This is a genomic window from Acinetobacter sp. WCHAc060025 (assembly GCF_004209355.1).
Classification (GTDB): Bacteria; Pseudomonadota; Gammaproteobacteria; order Pseudomonadales; family Moraxellaceae; genus Acinetobacter; species Acinetobacter wuhouensis.
Genome location: NZ_SGSX01000009.1, coordinates 141,494 through 158,629 on the forward strand (window position 1 = coordinate 141,494; position 17,136 = coordinate 158,629).

13 protein-coding genes are annotated in these 17,136 nt (G+C 37.2%); 5 read left to right on the forward strand and 8 right to left on the reverse strand.

Features of this window, described 5'->3' with window-relative positions; all coding sequences use genetic code 11:
• Positions 1-153: 153 nt before the first annotated feature.
• Entirely contained in the window at positions 154-723 is a 570-nt protein-coding gene (efp, locus tag EXE09_RS09550) for an elongation factor P (protein ID WP_068976021.1), read from the reverse strand.
• Between the two features lie 323 nt (positions 724-1,046).
• Here efp and epmB point away from each other — a divergent pair, with 323 nt between their 5' ends.
• From epmB to EXE09_RS09565, 3 genes are read left to right on the forward strand one after another with little or no spacing between them, the layout of a single operon-like run.
• Entirely contained in the window at positions 1,047-2,063 is a 1,017-nt protein-coding gene (gene epmB, locus EXE09_RS09555) for an EF-P beta-lysylation protein EpmB (RefSeq protein WP_130117110.1), read from the forward strand.
• Positions 2,064-2,078: 15 nt separating this feature from the next.
• Positions 2,079-3,833, forward strand: a complete 1,755-nt coding sequence (locus tag EXE09_RS09560; RefSeq protein ID WP_087552001.1) for a GTPase — start codon at positions 2,079-2,081, stop codon at positions 3,831-3,833.
• Positions 3,815-6,061 carry an EAL domain-containing protein gene (locus tag EXE09_RS09565; RefSeq protein ID WP_130117111.1) on the forward strand — a complete coding sequence of 749 codons (2,247 nt, stop codon included), beginning with the start codon at positions 3,815-3,817 and terminating at the stop codon, positions 6,059-6,061. The genes EXE09_RS09560 and EXE09_RS09565 overlap by 19 nt, the downstream gene beginning before the upstream one ends.
• 159 nt (positions 6,062-6,220) lie before the next feature.
• Here EXE09_RS09565 and rpmE read toward each other — a convergent pair whose 3' ends face one another.
• From rpmE to EXE09_RS09585, 4 genes are all read right to left on the reverse strand, one after another.
• Positions 6,221-6,445: a 50S ribosomal protein L31 gene (gene rpmE / locus EXE09_RS09570; RefSeq protein ID WP_068976025.1), complete on the reverse strand. Its 225-nt coding sequence runs from the start codon at positions 6,443-6,445 to the stop codon at positions 6,221-6,223.
• A 217-nt stretch (positions 6,446-6,662) separates the two neighbouring features.
• Complete coding sequence (locus EXE09_RS09575) at positions 6,663-7,670, reverse strand: bile acid:sodium symporter family protein (protein ID WP_068976026.1); 1,008 nt, start codon at positions 7,668-7,670, stop codon at positions 6,663-6,665.
• 210 nt (positions 7,671-7,880) lie between these two features.
• Complete coding sequence (gene gloA / locus EXE09_RS09580) at positions 7,881-8,282, reverse strand: lactoylglutathione lyase (protein WP_130117112.1); 402 nt, start codon at positions 8,280-8,282, stop codon at positions 7,881-7,883.
• A gap of 24 nt (positions 8,283-8,306) precedes the next feature.
• Positions 8,307-10,457, reverse strand: a complete 2,151-nt coding sequence (locus tag EXE09_RS09585) for an AmpG family muropeptide MFS transporter (RefSeq protein ID WP_130117113.1) — start codon at positions 10,455-10,457, stop codon at positions 8,307-8,309.
• A gap of 202 nt (positions 10,458-10,659) precedes the next feature.
• Between EXE09_RS09585 and EXE09_RS09590 the strand changes: the two genes are divergently transcribed.
• A complete protein-coding gene (locus EXE09_RS09590) occupies positions 10,660-13,266 on the forward strand; it encodes a Lon protease family protein (protein WP_416332364.1) in 2,607 nt (868 codons plus the stop codon).
• Between the two features lie 124 nt (positions 13,267-13,390).
• On the opposite strand, the gene grxD is transcribed toward EXE09_RS09590, so the two are convergent.
• On the reverse strand, positions 13,391-13,732 hold the full coding sequence (gene grxD, locus EXE09_RS09595) for a Grx4 family monothiol glutaredoxin (protein WP_068976030.1): 342 nt from the start codon (positions 13,730-13,732) through the stop codon (positions 13,391-13,393).
• 165 nt (positions 13,733-13,897) lie between these two features.
• Here grxD and EXE09_RS09600 point away from each other — a divergent pair, with 165 nt between their 5' ends.
• Positions 13,898-15,109, forward strand: a complete 1,212-nt coding sequence (locus EXE09_RS09600) for an aspartate aminotransferase family protein (protein WP_130117115.1) — start codon at positions 13,898-13,900, stop codon at positions 15,107-15,109.
• A gap of 148 nt (positions 15,110-15,257) precedes the next feature.
• Here the strand turns inward: EXE09_RS09600 and EXE09_RS09605 are convergent, their stop codons facing one another.
• Positions 15,258-16,190 (reverse strand): LysR family transcriptional regulator, encoded by a 933-nt coding sequence (locus tag EXE09_RS09605; RefSeq protein ID WP_068976032.1) that lies wholly within the window; start codon positions 16,188-16,190, stop codon positions 15,258-15,260.
• A gap of 94 nt (positions 16,191-16,284) precedes the next feature.
• Positions 16,285-17,133, reverse strand: a complete 849-nt coding sequence (locus tag EXE09_RS09610; protein ID WP_130117116.1) for a peptidoglycan DD-metalloendopeptidase family protein — start codon at positions 17,131-17,133, stop codon at positions 16,285-16,287.
• Between the last annotated feature and the right edge of the window lie 3 nt (positions 17,134-17,136).

A 17,136-nucleotide genomic window follows, 5' to 3' on the forward strand; every position in this document is an offset into this window, starting at 1 on the left:
TCACCTAGCGTCGATCTACGACTTTAGTCTATAACTCTATTTTTTTTGTAAAAATTACATTTCTATAAAAATTTTCTATTTTTATTATGTTTTTATCCAAAAAAAAGGATAGCTTTCGCTATCCTTTGCATCATCATTTTATATCAAAAATGATTAAGCACGTTCTAAATAGTCACCAGTACGGGTATCTACACGAACACTTTCTTCTTGTTGAACGAATAATGGAACACGTACAACAGCACCAGTTTCAAGTTTAGCTGGTTTACCGCCACCGCCAGAAGTATCACCACGAACACCTGGATCAGTTTCAACGATTTTTAAAACAACGAAGTTAGGTGGATTCACTGTTAATGGAACACCATTAAACAACATGATTGTACATTTTTCGTTAGAATCATCTTTTAACCATTTCGCAGCATCACCCATTGCAGTTTTATCCGCTGCAATTTGCTCGAAAGATACAGGATCCATGAAGTTCCACATTTCACCATCGTTGTAAAGGTAATCCATTTCAACTTCTACAATATCAGCAGCTTCTAAAGAATCACCTGATTTGAAAGTTTTTTCGAGAACTTTACCAGACTTAAGATTACGTAGTTTTACGCGGTTAAATGCTTGACCTTTACCTGGTTTTACATATTCGTTTTCCATAATTGAACATGGGTTACCATCCAGCATAACCTTTAGGCCAGCTTTGAAATCGTTTGTAGAATAATAGGCCATGAAAGGCTCACTCCGAACTTACTAATTTAAATCTCTACTGAGATACTGCAAAAAATCACCCGATCTATCACAATACAAAAACATCAGCGTAGAGAATGTATTTTACGTTTTTCGTATTCTAAATGAGCAATACATCGTGAAGCAATGAAAAATTACCCCAGATTGGTCAGATTGAGGGTAAAATCTCCGATTCATTGGCTTTAGTCTCAGTTAAACACGATGAATCTATAAATTAAATCAGCTTAATGACTTGATTCAGACCTGTTTAAAAATTTCTTCGTGACGAAAAGCAATTTCCAAATTTTATTTTTATCATAGATGGCATGTTGAATTACCTTTATCAAGAGCAAAACTGGCAAGCTCAAATGAGTGACCTCATTACAGATCCCCTTGAACTATTAGAAATACTTGAGCTTTCGGTAGATCAGCTATTGTCAGGTGCGATTTTGGCATCGCAACAATTTAAATTACGTGTGCCACGTGCTTTTGTGAAAAAAATGAATATTGGCAATCCTTTGGATCCCCTGCTTCTACAAGTTTTACCACATCACCTAGAACTGGAAGAACATGAAGGCTTTGTGACTGATCCTTTAGGTGAAGAGCAAGCCAATCAGATTCCAGGTGTCCTACATAAATATAAATCACGTTTTTTGCTGACCTTAACAGGTGCATGTGCTGTTCATTGTCGTTATTGTTTCCGCCGTCATTTTCCTTATCAAGAAAATCTACCCAAAAGTGAAGATTGGCTTAACATCAAAAATTATTTAGAAGCACATTCTGAAATTAATGAAGTGATCCTCAGTGGTGGTGACCCTTTAACTTTATCTAATCGTAAATTAGCACTTTGGATAGAACGTCTAGAATCTCTCAAACAAATTAAAATCTTGCGAATTCATTCACGTGTTCCGATTGTCATTCCTGAAAGAATCGACGAAGAACTGGTTTCTTTATTGAAAAACAGTAGGCTACGTGTAATTCTAGTGGTACACTCAAACCATCCTGCTGAGTTAGATGATTTGACCTGTTCGAAGCTATCCTACTTAGCAAAACAAAATATTCTTGTGTTGAATCAGGCTGTTTTACTGAAAGGTGTGAATGATTCTGCACAAACTTTAGTTGATTTAAGTCAGCGACTTTTTGAAGCACAAATTTTACCTTATTATCTGCATGTTTTAGATAAAGTAAAAGGTGCACATCATTTTGATTTAGGGGCAGAAAAAATTGATCAAATTTATAAGGATGTCTTAGCGAGCTTACCCGGTTATCTAGTGCCAAAACTAGTACGTGAGGTTGCGGGAGAAAATAATAAGACACCGCTTTTTGGAGTCACAACCTTTTAAGAGTTGAAAATACTCATGATAAATAAAGAAATTTCTGAAATTTTTCAAAATATCACGGTTTTACAAAGAGACAAGTTGAGTTTTGCTGATAGTTCAGTAGAGTCTGTCACTGCTTGGGTTGCGACATTATCAATCATGCAACTCGGGGATACATCTCAGTCTGTCTTGCAAGCGATTTGTGAGATTAGTGAATTGAATTGCAGTGAAACTCTGCGCTTTGATCTGATTCAAATCTTACATCCAATTACAGAAAGTATTTTATCCAGCTTAGAAAAAAATATTTTAAATCAAGGACTTTCTCAGTCTGAAAGACTTGATCATATTGTTGATTTATCGTCAAGAATTCGTACTTATTTTACCAATGTTTATATCAACATTGTACAACGTAGCCACCAAGAACTTACTTCAAATAAACTTTCATTTTTTAACTTTAAGCAAAAACGTAATCTAAAAACAGCACGTACACTTGCGACTTTTTATGCCCTAGAACAACTCGGTTTGTTATTGATTCAGCAACAAATGATTTATAGCGGACGCTTAACACATCAGTGGTTAGCGACGCATCACCTTTATGAACTTGCAGTTAAAAACCAAGAACACAATATCAATATAAATCAGCTACAAGGTACACATTTTACCATTCAAAATATTCAACAAGCCTATGCGCAAGTATTGTTGTTGGATATTTTTAATACGCATCAGATTCGTCCAACAGAGACTCAAGCACTGTATCAATGTACTTTTGATTGGGTGAAATTGGTTCAAGTATTACCTCGTGAAACCATGCTTTCTCGTTATATCGTCGATGGTTCTAAAGACGTTCCTCCGATCTATAATCGCAAACAACATGTTAATTTTCATACCAGTTTATATATTTCAACCCAAAACTTACTCGAACACGTAAACTCAACTATTCATAGAGAATCTGAGTACTTATCTAAAAATGAACAGCTTTACTTATCTGCTGCGCTTAAATTTCACGTTCAAAATGTTTTAGGAACAACCACAGAACGTCAACATGAGCGTTATGAATATTCTGCGCAACTACAAATGTGTTTCAGCATACCAACAGCGCATTTTTACTTATCAAAAGCAAAAAACTTTGCCGAAACTTTAAATTTAAATAGCAATTACGGACTCCAATCTGAGTCAAATAAGCATTCATCTATTGCTTCGGGTTCTGATGTCGCTTCAAACTTTAGTGATATTAAACATTTAGACCGTGAAGCAAAGCAAATATATCAAGCACAAGTCCTTGACATCAGTATGAATGGCTATCGAATTCGTTGGGACAATGTGGCCCCTAAAAGTTTAAGAACCGGTGAGTTCATTTTAATCAATGAAAGCCTAAATAATAAATGGAAAGGTGCGATCATTCGTTGGATTAAACAATCTGTCAACAAAACGTATGAAGTTGGTTTAGAGGTATTGGCTCAAGACATTTATCCTTGCGCTGTCAAAGTACCTGCCGATCGGTCGACTGTAAATTTTCACCCCTGCCTAATGGTAATCGTACAAAATTTAAATGAATCTGATATTTCAATCATTTTGCCAAACTTGCCTTTTTTCAAAGAGCAGCAAGCAATTTATTTGCGCTTAGAAACAGAAGAAATTAAGGTCTATTTAACGAAAACACTGTTAATTACACAAAGTTTTGCTCAATATGAGTTTGAACTCATGAATGATGAACAGAATCATTTGATTGAACAATTCATTCAGAAACAATCCACCAATTTGAATAATCAAGATGTATGGGAAGCCTTGAAGTGAGAAATTTATTACTATCGAAGAAACTAAAACTCTCTGAAACTCGATTGCTCATTATTGATGACAACCAAATTCGTTATAATGAAATCATTGAGTTATTTCAAAGTAAGAATCATCAAGTCCAAGCACTCTTGCTCGATGAATTGAAAAGTTTCGAGAAGCAACTCAATACAACTTGGGATCTCATCATTTTTGGCCGTGCTTACGATATTAAAATTGAACAAGCAATCACCCTAATTCAAGCATCTTCTGAAGTTGATATTCCTGTTTTATTTTTAAAACCTGAAGATTATCAACCAGAACAGTATCTCTCATATATCCAAAAAGGCATTTATGATGTCGTAAATCTTGAATATACTGAGCGTTTTTATGTCAGCCTTATTCGAGCTTTATCTTATAGTCGAACGCAACAGACAAAGAACCACCTTTTAAATGACCTTGAAAATGCAAAAAATCAAGCCCAAGCGCTGGTTGAAGAACAACACAAAGCTGTTGCGATTATTCAAGAAGGCATCCATACCGAAGCCAATGCTGAATACTTAAAACTATTCGGCTTAAGTGATGAGTCCGAAATTATCGGATTACCACTCCTAGATATTTTAAAGCCTAAAAATCTCAATGATTTCAAACAACGTTTTAGAAAAATAACTCAAGGTCAATTTGAGTTTGCACGTTTTGAAATTGATACACTAAACGAAAATGCCAAAACAGAGAATCCGCTAAAAATTGAGTTTTTACCCACAAATGAGAATGACAGCATTCAAATTGCGATTGAAACGAATACTGTAGCTCAAAAGTCGACAACTCAATCGTCTGACCTTCCAAAAAAAGGGCTATCATCAATCGCTAGTAGTTTTCAACACATCCATTATTCACTAATTAATCAACCAGCAAAATCAAATGCTTTGATTATATTTAGCTTTGCCAGTTGCCCCGATCAAGTGCTGAATGCCAATTGGCAAACTGCTTTCGAATATTTAAAAGGTTTTAAGAACTTCATCAAGGAACAAACTAATACTACAGTTCATCAAATTGATATGATGATCTATGCTGTCGTATTACAAGCAGAATCTGATGCTATTTTAGAATCTCGTATCCAAGGCTTACAAGCTTTAGAAAAGCCACAATTGCTTGAGCTGAATGGCACAACATATCCATTAAACATAAAAATTGGCTATGCAAATATTCAACAAGATACTTTTATAGAAGCAAATTTTGAAGCACTTTTAGCACAAGCTTATGACCAACGTTTAAATAAAACAAACTCCGTTTTAGACCAACAGCTGAGCGCAACATTACAAGAAACAAAAATTGAGTTAGCTGTCGTTGAGCCTAAACTTTCAATCGAACCACAGTCTGAACAAGTTCAACCGATCTCCTATGAAACCAGCTCTTTTGAACTTGAACCTACAGCACCAGCACCAGCACCGATTGAGTCTAATCAGCAACCTATTCAACCAAGCCCTATTTTCAAAACTTCACCGATTTTAGAACAGATTGCTCAAACACTTGAAAAAGGTGAAATTAAGTTAAAATATCAGCAACTCTATGACAAACAAGATAGCAATCTAAACACTTATGAAGTCAGTAGTGGTTTTATTTTTGAAAACCAATGGAAAAAAGTCAGTAATCTTGTTGAGTTAGATGATGATATCGAACTGTCGATTAAATTAGACCGCTGGATTTTGGTTGAAGCATGTAAACAATTACATAATTTCATCACCCAATACCCTGAAGCGAAATTAATTGTGAATTTAAATCGTCATGTCTTATTCCATGATAAACAATTCCCTGAACTAATTTCTAAACTTTTAACCATAGTTGGAAGCCGTCAGTCAAATCCATTAATCTTGCAATTTGATGAAGAAGATATTGCGAAGAGTGTGATTGAATCCCAAAAGCAAATTCAGGTACTCCGTAATCACGGCGCTGAAATTTCGATTCGACGTTTTGGTACGAGTATTTCAAGTGAAGCGATTTTGCAGCAACTTGATGTCAACCTACTCACACTCGATGAATCATTTACTGAAAAGTTAAATACCGATAAAGGCATGACTGAATTCCAACACACATTGGAAAGATTCCATGCGATTAAACCCGTTGAAATGTTATTGAAAAATTTAAATGATATGGGATCTTTTGCCAATGCTTGGAATGTCGATGTCCGTTTTCTGCAAGGTGAATATTTCCAGAAAAAACTGGATCATTTAACTGACGTTCAAGACCAATAACCCACAACTATAAGTAGCACTGTGCTTAACGTAATACCCTCTTTTCATATTTGAATCGAGGGTATTTTTTCATATTATTAAATTTCATATATTCATATAGTTATTCGAATTTTAGGTACAAAAAAACGGGCTAAAGCCCGTTCTTTTTTGTTTTGGGTATTAACGTTTAACAGAACGTGACATACCAGCAAAACGTTGTTTGAATTTATCAATACGACCGCCAGTGTCCACATTCTTTTGTTTACCAGTATAGAATGGGTGGCAAGCTGAACATACGTCTAGGTATACAGTTTCTTTACCTAAAGCTGAACGAGTTTCGATAACGTTACCACATGAACAAGTAGCAACTAAAGTTTCATATTTTGGGTGAATATCGGCGCGCATGGTCGATTCTCCTAAGTTAAGAAAGGTTTCGCTGTCATCGCAATTGATCACTCTCAAATTGAGGAAATAAGCGATTTAATTAAATCATTCATATTTAAATAAATCCGCAGATCAACACCATAACAGACCATTTCTTTTGAGCCCACCGAGACTATAAGTGTCAGAGCAAAGCACAACAAGTGGGCAGTATTATACCCACTCTTTAGCAATAATGCGACTAATCTAAGACAGAATCTTCCTGAATTTTGACATTTTCATGATCTTGCTTAGACCAATAGTTAGCAATGACACCACAGACCATCAATTGGATCTGATGAAAGATCATAATCGGCAAAACAATCATACCAATCGGCTGTCCAATAAATAAAATCTGCGCCATAGGAACACCACTTGCCAATGTTTTCTTCGAACCACAGAAGAAAATAGCAATCTGATCTGGCTTATTAAAGCCTAACCATTTCGGGATGTACAATGCCAACAACATGATGATCGTCAAGAAGACTGAACATGCCAAGGTCAAGTAAATCAAAGTTGTCCAACTCACCTGATGCCATAAACCTGCAACGACTGCACCACTAAAAGCACCATAAACCACCATCAAAATCGTACCTTGGTCAAAAGTTCTGACAATACTCGGTACTTTCTGCATCAATGGAAATACATAAGGTCGTAATAACTGCCCTGCGATAAAAGGCACAAGCAACAATAAGGTAATTTCGATAATTGAAGATGTCGGATCATAATCATGTTTAGATTGACCAAAAATAAACAGACTCACCATCACAGGGGTGATGAACATCCCAATTAAGTTGGAAAACGAAGCACTACACACAGCTGCTGCAACATTCCCTCGTGCAACGGATGTAAATGCGATTGAAGATTGCACTGTCGATGGCAAGAAGCACATAAACAAGAAACCCCAATAAAGCTCTTGCCCAAGCAAAGGCAATAAAACAGGTTTAGCCAACAAACCTATGATTGGAAATACCGCAAATGTAAATGCAAAAACGACCGCATGTAGTTTCCAATGCAAGACACCCTCAATGATTGCTTCACGAGATAACTTAGCACCATGTAAAAAAAACAACACTGCGATTGCAATCGTGGTTATTTTTCCAAAAATGTCAGCAGCTTGCCCATGCACAGGTAGAAATGTTGCTAAAACCACCATTACAATCAGCAAAATTGTGAAGCGATCTAAAGCAAGCATTTTTAATACATTCATATTAAGCATCCTATCTTTTGAATGAAATAAAAGCTTTTAAAAAAGCCCAACAAGATCAGTTTTACCTAAAGGTAAACTTTCATCTTACTGGGCTTATTGAGTTTAGCTACTTTTTGAGCAAAATGTTCACTATTTAATTTAAACACTTAAACTTTATATAATATGTTTTACATAAAACCTGCTTCAACCTATGTAAGCAATGAATAGATTTTAATTGTTTCGAGCATCTTGATCTTGTTGAATCAATTCGACTTTATAACCATCTGGATCTTCAACAAAAGCAATTACAGTCACACCGCCTTTCATTGGACCGGCTTCACGTACTACATTTCCACCACGTGCTTTAATCTCTTCACAGGCTTTATATGCATCGTCAACACCAATAGCAATATGTCCATAAGCATTGCCCAAGTCATAGCTGTCTGTATCCCAGTTATGAGTCAATTCTAATACTGTATGGCTTTCTTCATCACCATAACCAACAAATGCTAGAGTAAAACGTCCCTCTTCATAATCACGTTTACGAAGTAAAGTCATACCGAGCACTTCAGTATAAAACGCCAAAGAACGTTCTAAATTGCCTACGCGTAACATGGTATGTAGCATGCGCATGTCTATTTCACCTATCTATTTAAACTAATTACTTTTTAATTGATTCAACAACTTTTCAACCCATATGACCAATACTAAAATTGGGAGTCCCATTAAAAAGGTCATAAAGAAAAATGTTGAATATCCGAAATTTGTGACTATTGTACCCGAATAACCACCGATCATTTTAGGCAAAAGCAACATTAATGAACTGAAGATTGCATATTGCATCGCAGTAAATGAAACACTGGTTAAACTTGATAAGAAAGCAATAAATACAGCACCAGCCAAACCTGAAGCCAAATTATCAAAAATAATACCCATCACGAGCCATATTTTGCTATAGGGTACAATCACTTTACCTTTGAGTTCTACATCATCAGCTTGATTGGTATTGACTGCTGATAATTCGCCCATGCTCATTCGTGAACGTGGTTGTATGTCAGAATGATTTGCAAATGCATGTTGAGTATTTAACGTGCTTTTTTGTCCTTTGAACGTTATATCAGCTTGCACAGAAATCTGTTGTTGCCCATTAAATTGAGTACCAGGAATAACCACACTCCAATTTTTCTGATCCAGTTTTGCATCTATTGGAGGTTGATTACCAAGTTTAACTTGCAATTTCATCAATTGATCTTGCTCAGATAAATTCGAAACAACACCACGAACAATCACATCTTTGCTACGTTCATCTTGATACAGCTGATTGTCACCGCCAATCGCCTGAACAAAAATCTGTGGGTCTTGATTTGAATTATAATTTTGCACAGGAATGGTTAAGGTTAATGGTTGCTCATAATCATCTGGTTTTGATTGCACCTTAACTTCTTGCGCACCTGCAAATGACTTCGCAGGTACTTTCAAAGTCCAGTTTCCAACTTCATCGGGTTGCACTTGGTACTGCGCTTGTCCAACTTGCACCTGAACATCATTCATGGTTGAACCTGACTTGACCAAACCGACGAAAATAAGATTGGTTGTACTGGCAATAATTGCACCGACCAACATCATCTTCATAATGTTAAAGCGCTGTGCCATTAAACCACCTAGAAATCCTCCAATAATCACAAAGAAAATCGCAAAAAATTTATTGAACCAAGCGATCTCTTCCTTGTCGAAATTAAGATCCAAGTAAAATAAATTCGCGACTACACCTGCAACAATATCTGAAATACGATAAAAACCTATCAGAAGCAAAATCGCGAGTGCAACTTTTAAACCATAACGTTTGAAGAAATCTAAGATCGGAGAAAGCCATGTTTCAACAACAATATTTTGATCAATCAGTTTTGTGCGCACCAATAAGAAAACAATTAATACAGCGGAAGCGACGCTAGCAACAAAACGTAAAACTTGCACAATGAAACTTAAAAAAGCATCATCAATACTCAAAGCTGAAATCAGCCCACCAATTTGTATAAAACTAAATACAAAAACAGCTGTAGAAATAATGAATACGATAAAAAGTTGAAGATAGTCTTTTGTTTGATATTTTTTTTCTTCAACTTGCACAACAGGTTCATGAATGACTAATGTTGTAATCAATCCTACAACCATTAAAGATGCCATGAGCAAATACGTTGATCGCCAAGCCTCATAAATATAGTTACCCATCGACGTCCCAAGCGAAGCCGCAAATAATAACGCGCCGAGTTGAGTAATGATTGTAGCGATGCGATAACCTGCATTATAAGTCGATGCTAATACCGTCTGAACATTCGGATCTTGCGTTAATTCAATACGATAAGCATCTACAATAATATCTTGAGTCGCTGAAGTGAAACCTAAAAATACTGCCGAACATGCCATAAAAGTTAAACTCGAAATAGAGCCAACTTGTCCGCCATGAATACTCGGATCAGTAAATGCCATCATACAAATAGCGATCGTCACCAATATTTGCGAAAGCAATAACCATCCTCGTCTTTTTCCAAGTTTTTTCGTCAAAAAAGGTAATGGTAACTTATCGATCAACGGCGCCCAAATAAACTTAAATGCATACGCTAAAGCCGCCCACGAAAACATGGTAATCGCGCTACGTTGGATTCCAGCTTCGCTTAACCAAAACGATAACACTGAAAAAATAAGAAAAATTGGAATCCCTGAAGAAAAACCTAAAAACAGCATGATTAAAGCACGGCGATCTAAAAATGCAGTAAAGGCAGATTTCCATCCTGAAGATTGTATTGTCATTACGTTCTTTTTTGTCTTAAAAGCAAGAATGCTATTCAACCGCTTAATGCCGAGAGTTTCAATCATTTTTATGCAACAGATGATGCCTTTTACAGATTTTTCCGCTTTTGGCGCTTGATCTTTCTCTCCATTCCTGTATACCTTTAAACTTTCAACTCACATTTAGTTTTGGATTTCACCTGTGACCCAAAGACACGATCAAATTAGCTCTACCGTTTCAAATATTTCAACTGCAACCACATTACAAAAAACCGAAAATACATTACCTTCAGCTTTTGATCAGACGGAAATTCAGAATACATTGACACAGACGGCCTTAAAATCAGAACAACTGACCCATATCCCTAACTTAGCGAAGATTCCAACATCAACAAAAAGAATCAAGCCTTTAAATAACTTCTTGGGTCAAGATCGCGCAAAAGCTTCAGTAGAAGCAGGCATTGCCTTACCTTATTCTGGCTATAATATTTTTGCCGTAGGTACAGCGGGTCTTGGTAAAAAAACCATGATCAAGCGTTTACTACAGCAACATGCCAAGACCATGCAAACGCCTGATGATTGGGCTTATGTTTATAATTTCAAAAATGCTCGTCAACCGATCGCATTACAATTCCCAGCAGGTCAGGGAAGCAAGTTTGAGGCATTACTCCATCAAACTTGGCAAACGATTGTTAAACAACTAGAACGTCGTTTTAGTGCAGAGACTTATCACAATCGCATTGAACGTATTCGCCAAATTACAGGTAATGAACAGCAACTTGCTTTGGTTGAACTGACTAAAGAAGGTGAGGAACTTGATCTAAAATTGGTGAATCGTAACGACGAACATATTTTTGTTCCGATTCATGTCAAAGATGACAAAGTTTTGGAAATGTCACAGGAAGACATTAATGCACTCGATAGCAAACAGCGTGCAGAAATCAATTCCAATATTCGTTATATGGATAAAAAACTAGAACGCTTAGGTTTACAACTTGGCGATTTAGAAGATGATGCCCGTGACCAAGTGTCAGAGCTGAATCGTGATATTGCCAAACAAGTCGTTATTCCACGAATGGAACAGATTTTAGCGAAATTCAAAACTGTTGTTGGGCTTGAACAATACTTAAAACTTTATGCTACAGATATTATTGACAATGTTGAAACGATTTTAGACCAAGAAGGTGAAGAATTTTCACCTGCCTTGTTTAATCGTGTTCCTGCGCGTTATCAAGCCAATGTCGTCGTCAGCAATAAACCGAATTCTGGTGCGCCTGTCGTTTTTGAAGACTTCCCAACACATTACAACCTATTAGGTCATGTTGAGCAACTCACTCAAAATGGAACAATTACCACAGACTTCACTTTGATCCGTCCTGGTGTCTTACATCAAGCCAATGATGGTTTTTTAATTTTAGAAGCTGAACAGCTTTTAGAACAACCTTATGCATGGCAAGGGCTTAAACGTGCTTTAAAATCAGGGCAACTCAAACTTTCATCTTTAGAACACATGCTCACTTTAACAGGAAGCATTTCGATTGAACCTGCACCAATTCCACTGAATTTGAAAGTCGTGTTATTGGCCGAACCTGAAGTTTATTATCAAATCCTAGAAGTTGAACCTGAACTTGGCAGTGTCTTTAAAATTCGTGCAGACTTTACCGACACCTTGCAACGTAATGATGACAATGAACAAGCCTATATGCAGTTGATTGCTGACTATGTTCAACAAGACAAATTACTACCTTTTGACCGCTCTGCCCTCGCAGCTTTACTGACAGATTCAAGTCGTCAAGCAGAAGATCAAAGTTCATTGTCATTACATGCTTTAACTTTGGGTGATTTGATTCGTGAATCACATCACCATGCTGCACAAGCCGATGAAAAATTAGTCACATCGCATCATATCAATACCGCACTCAAGCATCGTCAATATCGCTTAGGCTATTTGAGAGAGTTGTATTGGCAAGATCTTTCACGTGGTACGCAGTTGATCGAAACGCATGGTCATCGCTTAGGGCAAATCAATGCCCTGTCTGTAATTCAATATGCAGATGTTGAGTTTGGCTTACCTTCTCGTCTTACTGCATCTGTGTATCAAGGTGGCGGTGATATTCTCGATATTGAGCGTAGTGTAGAACTGGGCGGTTCGTTGCATGCCAAAGGCGTGTTACTGATGTCGAGTTTCTTAAAAGCACACTTTGGTCGTGAGCAAATTCTTCACTTCTCTGCGGCGCTTGCTTTTGAACAAAGTTATGGTCAAGTGGATGGTGATAGCGCAACTGTAGCTGAATTGTCTGCATTAATTTCAGCCATTAGCCAGATCCCGATTGATCAATCTTGGGCAATTACAGGTTCAATGAACCAATTGGGTCAAGTTCAGCCGATCGGTGGTGTGAATGCTAAAATTGAAGGTTTCTTTGATGCATGTAAACTTCAAGGCTTAACAGGTAAACAAGGTGTCATTATTCCACGTCAAAACATGCAACATTTGATGTTACGTCAAGATGTGATTGACGCAGTCAATGAAAATCAATTCCATATTCATGCGATTGATACCATTGATCAAGCTTTAGAAATTTTAATGGCGCGTCCTGTCGGTACACTCGATAAAAAAGGTCGCTACACCAAAGGTTCAATTTATGCTGCTGTGATGGCGCAATTGGAATATTGGCAAGCACTCGAAGACGGGATTCAAATCGAAGAAAAGCCGAAGAAAAAGAAAAAAGACAAGAAAGCAAAGAAGGAAAAAAGAGAGAAAGCGGAGAAAGTTACTCAAGTTGATGAAAATCAACCAGAAGTTAGCGCAAAGCAAAATAAGCGGAAGTAGTCCTTCTACACAATACAAGCCCTGTTAATTCATGGCTTGTATTGATTCAAAATATTGTGATGTGATTGTATAAATCACAAACAACAAAAAAGCACCTTTCGGTGCTTTTTTACATCTTCAGCAATTAAGCTTCAGGTGCTGGGCTATATTGTTCTACTAACGGTTTTAATTCACCATTTTGGAACATTTCTAGCATAATATCACTACCACCGATCAACTCACCATTGATCCATAATTGTGGGAATGTAGGCCAGTTTGCAATTTGTGGCAACATAGAACGAATATCTTGATTTTCTAAGATATTTACATAAGCAAATGGACGACCAATTTGGCTTAATGCTTCAACTGCACGCGCAGAGAAACCACACTGTGGAAATTGTGGTGTACCTTTCATATAAAGAAGTACAGCATGTTTAGCAATTTGATCGCGAATTAACGCTTCTGTATCACGTGCTTGTTCAGTCATTGATTAAATCCTCAACTCATCTGCCCGCATTATACCTAAATCCTACACAAAGAGTATGACTTCAAGATTATTTCCAATTTTATTTGTATTTAGGCTTTATATTTTCTGAATATTTTGGTTAGATGATTGTTTATATTTTTCATTCCTGACAGATAAGAGTTCGTCATGACTAACATTACCCTTGCTCCAGTCCAAACTGATCAACCTTCTCATTTGATGCCTGTATTCAGCCGTCAACAGATCAGCTTTGTCCGAGGACGAGGTTCTTATCTGTATACCGAAGATGGTACTGAGTATTTAGATGCTTTAACTGGTATTGCTGTTTGTGGTTTAGGACATGCGCATCCAGTCATTGCAGAAGCCATTGCAGAGCAAGCAGCAACGCTAATTCACACCAGTAATATTTATGAAGTACCTTGGCAGACTGCAGCTGCACAAAAGCTTGCTGAAGTGTCTGGTATGGAAGAAATTTTCTTCTCAAATAGTGGTGCAGAATCAAATGAAGGTGCAATTAAAATTGCGCGTAAATTTGGTCATCTACAAGGTGTAGCCAATCCTAAAATCATTGTTGCTGATCATTCTTTCCATGGTCGTACCCTTGCAACGCTTTCTGCGACAGGCAATAAAAAAGTGCAAGAAGGTTTTGCACCTTTGGTTGAAGGTTTTATCCGCGTACCTTTTGGTGATGTTGAAGCGATTGAAGAAGCTGCAATTAACCATCCTGACATTGTGGCAATCCTAGTTGAACCGATCCAAGGTGAAGGCGGTGTGAATACAGCACCACAAGGCTTTAGCTACTTAGAAGACATTCGTCGTATTTGTAATCAGCATAACTGGCTCATGATGCTCGATGAAGTTCAAACTGGTAATGGTCGTACAGGTAAATACTTTGCATATCAACATACCAATATCGTGCCTGATGTGATGACGACTGCAAAAGGTTTAGGGAATGGCTTCCCAATCGGTGCTGTCATGACCCAAGGTCGTGGTGTAGGAGTTTTAACTGCTGGCAATCATGGTTCTACCTATAGCGGCACACACTTAGGTTCACGTGTTGTTTATACAGTGATTGATTTGATTCAAAAAGAAAATATTGTTGAAAATGCTGCCAACATTGGTTCTTATCTAGTTGATCAATTCCGCATTCAACTTGCAGATCAAAATGTCACAGTACGTGGTTTCGGTATGATGATCGGGATCGAATTACCTAAAGACTGTGGTGAGTTGGTGAATATTGCTCGTGATGAACATCATTTAATTATCAATGTTACTTCAGGCAATGTGGTACGTTTGCTTCCAGCACTCAATATGAATCATGAACAAGCTGATGATTTGTTGAAGCGTTTAGTTCCTGCGATTAAGAAATTTCTTGCTTAATTAGAACGTTATATAACATCGTTTTTAAAACTAAGGGCTATTTGATATAGCCCTTAGTTTTTTTGAGTCATTATAAATGAGGTAAATTCCAAACATATAAAAGCCGCTTTAAAGCGGCTCTCATAGTAAAACTGGTTTAGATTAATTGTTATGAAGCTTCTTGGAAAATTCTGCCACCAGGTAGTTGGCTAAAATATTGTTTTAAAGCATCTAAGCAACGATGAATTTTCATTGGTTGTTGTTCACGTTTCAATGTCACAGCACTTAATGTGAATGTCGGTAACTTCCATTCTGGAAGTACTTCAACCAAAGTACCATTCATCAATTCTTTTTGTACATCTAAATAAAGAATACGTGCAATACCGTGACCGTTTTGGCACAGTGATTTTGCAACAAATACATTATTTGTTTGAATACGATGCTTCATTTCTAGATTTACAACTTCACCAGTTGCACCGTGCTGAAATGAAAAATGCTGTGAATTTTTCATAATATTGATCGGAATCAAATCATGATTCTGTAAATCTTCAGGACGAGAAATTGGCGCAGTTTGATTCAAGTAACTTGGCGATGCCACCAAGATTTGATCTACGCGTGCAAGCGGTGTACAGCTCAAGTTATTCGCATCTTCAATCTTAGACGACATACGAATCGCGATATCAATACGCTCTTGGATTAAGTCGATATATTGATTATCTGCTTCAAAATGAACCATTAAACCACGATGTGCAGACATCCAATGTGATAATGCAGGAACAACATGTGTTGCACCTATTTCTGGGGTGGTTGCTATGCGTAAATCACCGACTAAATCGTCTCTCAACTCATTAATTCTGATTTTTCCACGCTCAGCCGCAGCGAGCATTTCTTGGCAACTGTGGAAAAAAGCTTGACCAGCCTCAGTTAAGCTCAGCTTACGAGTAGAACGATGCAACAGAGTAACTTCCATTTCATTTTCTAACGATCGAATTTGCTGACTCACTGCGCTTGTTGTAATGCCAAGATCACGCGCGGCACCACTAAAAGAGCTTTTTTCAACAACACAAGCAAATACACCCATTGCTCGAAGTTGATCTAACATAAATTCCCCTCTGAAATTATGAGCTACTTCACATTTTTTATTTAAAGCAACTCATTGTATTATACGAAGAAAATTATACTTTGCATCTAATTATTTAGTTAATTGGTAAAATATTTACCGGATTGATAGGTTTACCATCTAAACGCACCTGAAACTCCAACATTGTGCTACTTGCACCAGAAGCGCCCATTTCTGCAATTTTTTGACCTGCTGTCACATTTTGTCCACTTTTGACCATCATTTTACTATTGTGCGCATAAGCAGTGATATAACCGTCTATATGTTTAACAAGAACAAGATTACCATATTCTTTTAAACCATCAGCAGCATAAACGACTTGCCCATCTGCAGCAGCAAAAATTGGATCTCCGATATTCCCACCGAAACGAATACCTTTAATATTGTTTGCTAAATTATAATTTGCAATCACCGCGCCATTGGATGGTTTTACCCATTTTAATCGTGTTGATTGAACCGTGGTTGCTGCCTGCTGAGTCACTGTATTTTGTTGAACTGGTGCTGTTGTAGCATTCTGTACAGGTGGCGTGTAGGTCGATTGCTGAGTTGGTAAATTGATCGTTTGACGTTGAATCTGTGGTTCGTTATTGGCCAATGCTTTGGTTGTTGAACGTGTCGAATTTGAACCACCTTTTTTCAAACGTAGCGATTGCCCAACATAAATCCGATATGGTGCTGCAATATCATTCATTTCAGCAACACTCAAATAACTCAATCCATAACGCATAGAAATACCACTTAGCGTATCGCCTGAGCGAACTGTATAATAATCGGGTGCAACAGCATAACGTGTTGGGTTATTAATCTGAGGCTTGGATGCACAACCTGTAATGAGCACTGTAGATGTTATAACAACGACAGATAAAATTGTTCTTATCCATTGCTTAGGCATTTGAATTTGAAACTGAGACCGAGCCACAAGCATTGA